Raw genomic sequence first — 7,583 nt, forward strand, 5'->3', positions numbered from 1 at the left:
CTCGAATATGCCTACCTTGGACACGCTTTCCTTTTCCCATGATTGTGGCGACTGCCCAATCCGCCACCGTGCCGTGTGCGCGCGCTGCGAAGGGGATGAGCTGGACCGGCTGGAGCAGATAAAATACTATCGCAGCTATCAGGCAGGCCAAACGGTGATCTGGTCTGGTGACAGGATGGATTTTGTGGCGTCTGTGGTGACGGGTGTAGCGACCCTGAGCCAGACAATGGAGGACGGGCGGCGGCAGATGGTCGGCCTGTTGTTGCCGTCTGACTTTGTCGGTCGCCCAGGGCGGGATACTGTCGCCTATGATGTGACGGCGACGACCGATCTTGTCATGTGTTGTTTCCGCAAGAAACCGTTTGAGGAAATGATGCTGACGACGCCGCATGTCGGCCAGAGGTTGTTGGAAATGACGCTGGACGAACTGGATTCGGCGCGGGAGTGGATGCTGCTTTTGGGCCGCAAGACAGCGCGGGAAAAGATTGCCAGCCTGTTGTCGATTATTGCGCGTCGTGATGCAAGCCTTGCGGTCAAGCAACCCTCAAAACGGTTGGTGTTTGATTTGCCGCTGACACGGGAAGAAATGGCAGATTATCTGGGCCTTACCCTGGAAACCGTTTCGCGCCAGATGTCGGCACTGCGCAAGGATAAGGTGATTTCGCTTGATGGCAAACGCCATGTCACGATCGAGGACTTTGACGCGCTGCAAGAAGCCGCAGGCGATGACAGCGATGGCGGAATGCTTGTTTGATCTTGTTTGCCTCCCCCTGACGCGTTGGGGTGGCTAAAATCAGGAAAAATTTACAGGTTAAGATCACCTTCACCGCTTTCGGGTAAACCTGACCGTGGGTGAATAAATGGGTGATGTGATGGACGGGCAATCAAATGCCAGACCAGTCATCATTAAGCGAAAGAAGATTATTCAAGGTGGCGGGCACCACGGTGGGGCGTGGAAAGTGGCCTATGCTGACTTTGTGACGGCTATGATGGCCTTCTTTATGCTTATGTGGCTGCTGAATGCGACAACTGAAAAGCAACGAAAAGGGCTGGCTGATTATTTCAGCCCGACGATTCCGGTGAACCGGATTTCCGGCGGGGGCGATGGTGCCTTTGGCGGCGACAGTGTGACTGCCCAAGGCGAACAACCCGAAAGCGGTATGGGGGCAGTAAATGCCTATTCGGCGGCAAGTGAGTCTGGCGCCGGAACCGACCAAGCCTTGCAAGCGCAAGCGGCCGAAATAGAAAAGGCGCTGAATGCACGAAGTGGCGAGAGCATGACGATGGAGCGCGCGTTGCGCCATGTCGTGACAAAAGTCACGGATGAGGGTTTGGTGATTGAGGTTTTTGATTTGGCGGATGCACCCTTGTTTGATGGTTTGACAGCAACTCCGTCGCCCGTAACCAAGGATATCGCCGCGCTGATTGCCGAAGTCCTTTCGATCACGAGTAACAAGCTTGCTGTGAATGGTTTTGTGCGGTCATTTCCGATTACTTTGATCGAAAACCCCGCTTGGGCCATGTCTGCTGCGCGCGCGCAAGCGATGCGTGTGTTGCTGCAAGACGCTGGAGTTGATTCGGACAAAATCGCCAGGATTGGTGGATTTGCAGACCGCAAGCCTGTCACGGCTAACCCCGTGGCCATACGCAACAACCGTTTGGAGGTGGTTTTGCTGCGGCGAGATAGGTGAAATCAGAGACTTATGCGAGAAATAGGATCAACTTTTACATGTTAGCGCGATGTTAAGTCGCTGGATGCAGTTTGGGCCCTGACCAAGGGTCCAAGCAGCAGAAAGGCGCTAACACATGACGATTTCCTCCTCGCTCAACGCCGGGGTGGCCGGGCTTAACGCCAACGCCACACGCCTCGCGACTATTTCAGATAACATCGCCAACTCCGGCACCTATGGCTACAAACGTGCCAATGCAGATTTCCAAAGCATGGTGCTGACGCAGTCGCAGGGTGCGGGTGTCTATTCTGCGGGCGGCGTGCGTGCGACCAGTACCCGAATGATCGACGAACGTGGCGCATTGGTGACGACGTCAAACGCGCTTGACCTTGCGATTTCAGGGCGTGGCATGATCCCGGTTGGACCCGCAGGGGGGATTTCACAGAATTTTTCAAATGGTTCAATGATGTTGACGACAACGGGGTCCTTTCGGCCAGATTCCGTAGGGACTTTGCGCACTGAATCGGGTTTGGTTCTATTGGGCTGGCCTGCAAACGGTGATGGCACAATTCCGGTCCTTCCGCGCGATACTGTGGCGGGGCTTGTACCTGTAACAATCAATGCCAATCAGCAAGCAGGCGATCCGACAACGGCCATGAAGCTTGGCGTCAACCTGCCGGCTACCAATACAGCAGCCGGCTCTGGGGGTGATACATTGCCTCTTTCGATCGAGTATTTTGGTAACCTTGGCACGTCAGAAACTTTGGATATTTCGTTTGCGCCAACGGTTCCGGCTTCTGGGTCGTCAAATGAATGGACGATGATCATCAAAGACTCGGCGCAGGCTGGGGCCGTGATTGGTGAATACACTTTGACCTTTGATGATTCGCGCGGATCGGGCGGCACATTGCTCTCAGTCGCTTCGGTTTCGGGTGGTGTCTATTCAGCCACCGATGGCACAGTGGAACTGACCGTGGCAGGCGGTCCGTTAACCTTGACGATTGGGCGCCTGGGCGACCCGAATGGTTTGACCCAACTGTCTGATAGTTTCGCGCCAACGTCGATCACTAAGAACGGATCTCCGGTTGGCAATTTGACGGCGGTTGAGGTGGACGATCGTGGCTATATCAATGCAACGTATGATACCGGTTTTACAAGGCGCTTGTACCAGATCCCGATGGTTGATGTGCCGAACCTGAATGGATTAATCGCACTCAACAATCAGACCTACAAAATATCACCTGACTCCGGTTCATTCTTTTTGTGGGATGCAGGGGACGGCCCCACGGGTACGGTTGTCGGTTATGCCCGTGAAGGCTCGACGACCGACGTGGCTGCGGAACTGACAGCCCTGATCCAAACGCAGCGGGCCTATTCGTCAAACGCAAAAGTCATTCAGACGGTTGATGAGATGCTGCAAGAAACCACCAATATTAAACGATAGGGGGCCTGGAAGATGAGTATTTCAGGTGCCATGTCGAGCGCGCTTTCAGGGTTAAATGCCGCTGCGCGTTCGGCAGAACTAATCTCCTCCAATATCGCAAATGCATTGACCGATGGCTACGGTCGGCGCGAACTGCAGGTCACAGCACGTAGGCTTGGTGATACGGGACATGGTGTGCAGGTTACCGGTGTTTCGCGTGACATCAACCAAGCGTTAATAGCAGACAGACGCCTTGCAGGAGCCAACGCCGCAGGCCTGAATCTGCAGGCGGATTTTTTATCACGGCTGGGTGCAGTCTTTGGCAGCCCCGATGACACGACTTCGTTTGACGGACGCTTTGCGGCCTTCAATACCGCATTGATTGCTGCATCTGCTGATCCGCAGAGTTTGATTCGGCAATCCAATGTTGTTGAGGCAGCTCGTGGCGTAGTCACCAGTTTCCGCACGATTTCCAATGATATCCAGACGTCTCGCAGCACTGCTGATACCCAAATTGCAACTGAAGTGGAAATTGTAAATCACTCGTTGGTTGCGATCGCAGAGCTGAACCGAAGCATTACTGTATCATTTGCAACGGCGCGCGACGCGTCGGCACTCGTGGATCAGCGCCAGCAATTGATTGATCAGGTCGCGGCCATTATTCCGCTCCGAGAAGTCCAGGCAGACAATGGGCGCATCACCCTGTTTTCAATGGGCGGCGCGACATTGCTAGAGGGTCAACCTGCAAAGCTTGCGTTTTCAGCAGTCGGAATCATCACGCCAGACATGACACTTGCCTCTGGTGCGTTATCTGGGCTTAGCATCAATGGGAGACCGATCAATACTACACAAAGCGGTGCAATCACAGGTGGATCCCTATCTGCCAACTTTGCCATTCGTGACCAGTTGGCCCCCAATGCGCAGGTCGAACTTGATGCTGTTGCCCGCAATTTGATAAACCGTTTTCAAGACCCTCTGGTTGACGGAACTTTGAGTATCGGCGCGGCCGGGCTCTTTACCGATCACGGAGCCGCTTTCCTAAATGCAAATGAGGAAGGGATTTCGGGTCGAATGGCATTGAATGCGGCCGTCGACCCGAACGCAGGTGGCGCGGTTTGGAGAGTGCGAGACGGTCTTGGCGCTCTGACGCAGGGGCCGGTTGGCCAGTCAGCCCTGCTTTCTGCGATGCAATCCGTTATCAACACCTTTCAACCAACCGCATCGGGCGCATTAGCGGGCAGCAATCAAAGTGTGATGAGCCTTGCATCGAAGGTTGCCTCGGCAACGATGAACCAAGGTCTGCTTCTCGAGGCAAACGCAGGGTTCGCTGCTGCGCGGGCGACAGCGTTACAAAGTTTGGAAATGGAAAGCGGCGTTGATACGGACCGAGAGCTGCAAGACTTGCTTTTGGTGGAGCAGGCCTATGCTGCAAATGCAAAAGTTATCCAAACCGCAGATGATTTGATTCAAATCTTATTGGGAATTTGAAATGCCAATGAACAGCATAGGTGACATGGCGCAGACCTTCATGCTTCGTCGGATGACAACGAGCTTGAAACAACAAGCCAATACTGCGGCCCAAGAGCTAACGACTGGTTATTCTGCAAACATCGGTCAAAAGCTGGGCGGTGACCTGACACGTTTTTCCGCATTGGAAAGCACGTTGTCACGGCTAAAGGGATATAGGTTCGCGACCGATACGGCTGCGACAACCGCCAACGCTATGCAGTCGGTTTTCGGACAAATTGATTCGCTAACCCAAGACCTTGGCGGAGCGTTGCTAACGGCGGCCAATGCAGAAAATCCGCAGGCGTTGCAAAGCTTGATCAGTGATGCAGGTGCACGCTTTGCCTCTGTTCTTGCGGCGTTGAATACTAAGGTCGGCGACAAAACGTTGTTTGCTGGGATTGCAAGCGACGGTCCGGCCGTGGCAGGGGTGGATGTCATTCTTTCCGCGCTTGAGGCTGATATTGCGGGTGCAGGCGCTTCCACCGCCGGCGACATTGAGGCGGCAGTCCAGAGTTGGTTCGACGATCCTGCAGGGTTTGAGGCGGTGGGATATCTCGGTGGGCCCAGCGCAGGTTCCCTGTCTATTTCCGCCGAAGACAGGGTCGACCTTGGGTTTACGGCCGTGGATCCGGTCATGCGCGATACGCTGAAGTCCTTGGCGATGGTTGCACTTGTCGGGCGCGGTGCTGTGGTGCCGGATTCAGCCACAGGCGTTCAGATTGTGCAGATTGCGGGGACATCGCTTTTTGCGAACCAGTCGGATCGCACCTATCGCGCGGCTGATCTTGGGATGCAACAGGCGCGCATAGAGCAGGCGCAAACCCGCAACCAAGCCGAAACGTCGGCGCTTGAACTGGCACGCTCCAACTTGTTGGCCGTTGATCCGTATGAGGCAGCAACCCGCATGGAAGCGGCTCAAACGCAGTTGGAAACTCTTTACTCCGTAACGGCGCGTCTTTCGCGCCTAAGACTGGTGGACTTTCTAAGATGATTAAATTGTTTTTGGTTTTGCTCCTCCTTCCAAGTTTGGCGATTGCAGCCCCGATCCGAATTAAGGACTTGGTCGAATTCGATGGTGTTCGCGGCAATGATTTGGTGGGCTATGGGCTTGTCGTGGGTTTGAATGGAACCGGTGATGGAATGCGAAATGCGCCCTTTACCGAAGAAATTATGACGAATTTGCTCGAACGCTTGGGGGTTAACGTAAATGGTGAGCAGTTTCGCCCCAAAAACGTCGCAGCGGTTTTTGTGACGTCATCGCTTCCACCCTTTGCAAGGATGGGCGGGCGCATTGATGTAACGGTTTCTGCAATCGGCGATGCAAAGAGCCTTTTGGGGGGGACCTTGATCATGACGCCCTTGAACGGCGCGGACGGTCAGGTTTATGCCGTTGCCCAAGGGACAATAATCGCCGGCGGTATCGCCGCTGAAGGTGCTGCTGCGCGTGTGGTCCAAGGTGTCCCTACTGCAGGTGTCATCCCGTCGGGTGCCCGAGTTGAGCAAGAGGTCGATTTTGATTTTGCTGGTTTGACGACCATCCGGCTTGCGTTGCGCACCCCTGATTTCACCACTGCCGGCCGTATTGAAGCGGTCATCAATACAAATTTCGGGCGCAATGTGGCCGCTATGCTGGATGCCGGAACAGTGGCGTTTGATCTGGGCGCATCACGCATGGCATCCCCTGCCCATGCGATAGGGCGCATCGAAAATCTGTCTGTGGAACCGGAAACGCGCGCCCGCGTCGTTGTAGATCAACGCTCCGGAACGATTGTGATGGGCGCAGATGTTAGGATCAGTCGGGTCGCAGTTGCGCAAGGCAGCCTAACCTTGCGTGTCGAGGAGGCCCCCGTTGTGGTGCAGCCCAATCCCTTTAGTGATGGTCAAACAATCGTTGTGCCAAGAACGAACGCAAGCATTACACCAGCCCTCGGAACTGGCATGGCGGAGGTTGATGGATCCACAAATCTCTCTGAAGTGGTGGCCGGCCTTAACGCTTTGGGGGTCGCCCCGCACGATATGATAGACATCTTGAAAAGCATAAATGCCGCTGGCGCATTACATGCAGAATTCTTGGTTCACTAGCGGTGTCTCAAAACGGGCGCGACGAAATTGTTACATCGATGGGTGTGCGTTCAAAACTGCAGGGTCAGAGTTGGTCCTAGTTTTTCGACCAGTTTGCAGCCTTGTTAATGGGGACAACGGTTTCAATTAAACTGCTAATCTCATCGCGTGTGTTTTGCCGGCACAGGCCTCGTCTGGGGTCAGTATGCAGTACGTCGAATGCGGGCGATGAGAGTTGTAATAGGTCAGCCATTTGCTGATCCCGAGCCGAATTCCTGAACTTGTTTCAAAGGCGTTCAGGCAGACTTATTCGTAATTCAAGGAGCGCGAGATCCGCTCAATCATCCGATTATCACGTCATGCGCCTTTTCCGCCCTTGCTGATCTTGACCTTAACGTCGATCAGTTCGCCGATCCAAGCGCCGCTGGTGAATTGGCTGCCGTGATCTGTGTTGAATATCTCCGGCGTGCAATGTTTGGCCAAGGCACCTTTCTGAATAGCGCCTAGATTTGTAGACGCCTTGCTTGGTAATTTTGGAAGCAAGGAGGACGCGATGTCCGGAGCTAAATTCACAGATGAGTTCAAGCGCGATGCGGTGGCCCAAGTCGAGGATCGGGGCTATCCGGTGCGCGATGTGGCCGAGCGATTGGGTGTCCGTTGGCTGACAGGCGCATTGCGAATGCAATCGCCGAGAAGCAGCACCAAGTCGATCTACAGTTGGCAAAAGCTGTTTTCGCGGCCCGCGAAGGTGATCAAAGAGGTCGATGCCCAAGCCGATGAGATCCGCCGTCTGAAGCGCGATCTCGTTAGGTTCACGGAGGAACGGGACATCCTAAAAAAGGCGACCGCATACTTCGCCAGGGAATCCCCCCTCTCGCGGATGTAAACATCCGCTGCCCGTTGCCTGACAGGCGTGTTTA

The 7,583-nt window shown here is 54.6% G+C and carries 6 protein-coding genes and 1 pseudogene; all 7 read left to right on the forward strand.

Translation table 11 applies throughout. The features are described 5' to 3' along the window. Positions 1-7: 7 nt before the first annotated feature. Positions 8-754: a transcriptional regulator FnrL gene (gene fnrL, locus G560_RS0110855; RefSeq protein WP_022704335.1), complete on the forward strand. Its 747-nt coding sequence runs from the start codon at positions 8-10 to the stop codon at positions 752-754. Between the two features lie 118 nt (positions 755-872). Continuing rightward, positions 873-1,691, forward strand: coding sequence for a flagellar motor protein MotB (locus tag G560_RS0110860; RefSeq protein ID WP_028913992.1), 819 nt, complete (start codon positions 873-875; stop codon positions 1,689-1,691). A 115-nt stretch (positions 1,692-1,806) separates the two neighbouring features. Beyond that, complete coding sequence (locus G560_RS0110865; RefSeq protein ID WP_022704337.1) at positions 1,807-3,114, forward strand: flagellar hook protein FlgE; 1,308 nt, start codon at positions 1,807-1,809, stop codon at positions 3,112-3,114. A 12-nt stretch (positions 3,115-3,126) separates the two neighbouring features. Further along, on the forward strand, positions 3,127-4,581 hold the full coding sequence (flgK, locus tag G560_RS0110870; protein WP_022704338.1) for a flagellar hook-associated protein FlgK: 1,455 nt from the start codon (positions 3,127-3,129) through the stop codon (positions 4,579-4,581). A gap of 25 nt (positions 4,582-4,606) precedes the next feature. Next, a complete protein-coding gene (locus tag G560_RS0110875; protein WP_050525283.1) occupies positions 4,607-5,593 on the forward strand; it encodes a flagellin in 987 nt (328 codons plus the stop codon). Continuing rightward, complete coding sequence (locus G560_RS0110880) at positions 5,590-6,684, forward strand: flagellar basal body P-ring protein FlgI (RefSeq protein ID WP_022704340.1); 1,095 nt, start codon at positions 5,590-5,592, stop codon at positions 6,682-6,684. The genes G560_RS0110875 and G560_RS0110880 overlap by 4 nt, the downstream gene beginning before the upstream one ends. A 532-nt stretch (positions 6,685-7,216) precedes the next feature. After that, positions 7,217-7,583 (forward strand): annotated as a pseudogene (locus G560_RS0110890) (transposase); the annotation flags it as partial.

Source organism: Pseudorhodobacter ferrugineus DSM 5888 (assembly GCF_000420745.1).
Classification (GTDB): Bacteria; Pseudomonadota; Alphaproteobacteria; order Rhodobacterales; family Rhodobacteraceae; genus Pseudorhodobacter; species Pseudorhodobacter ferrugineus.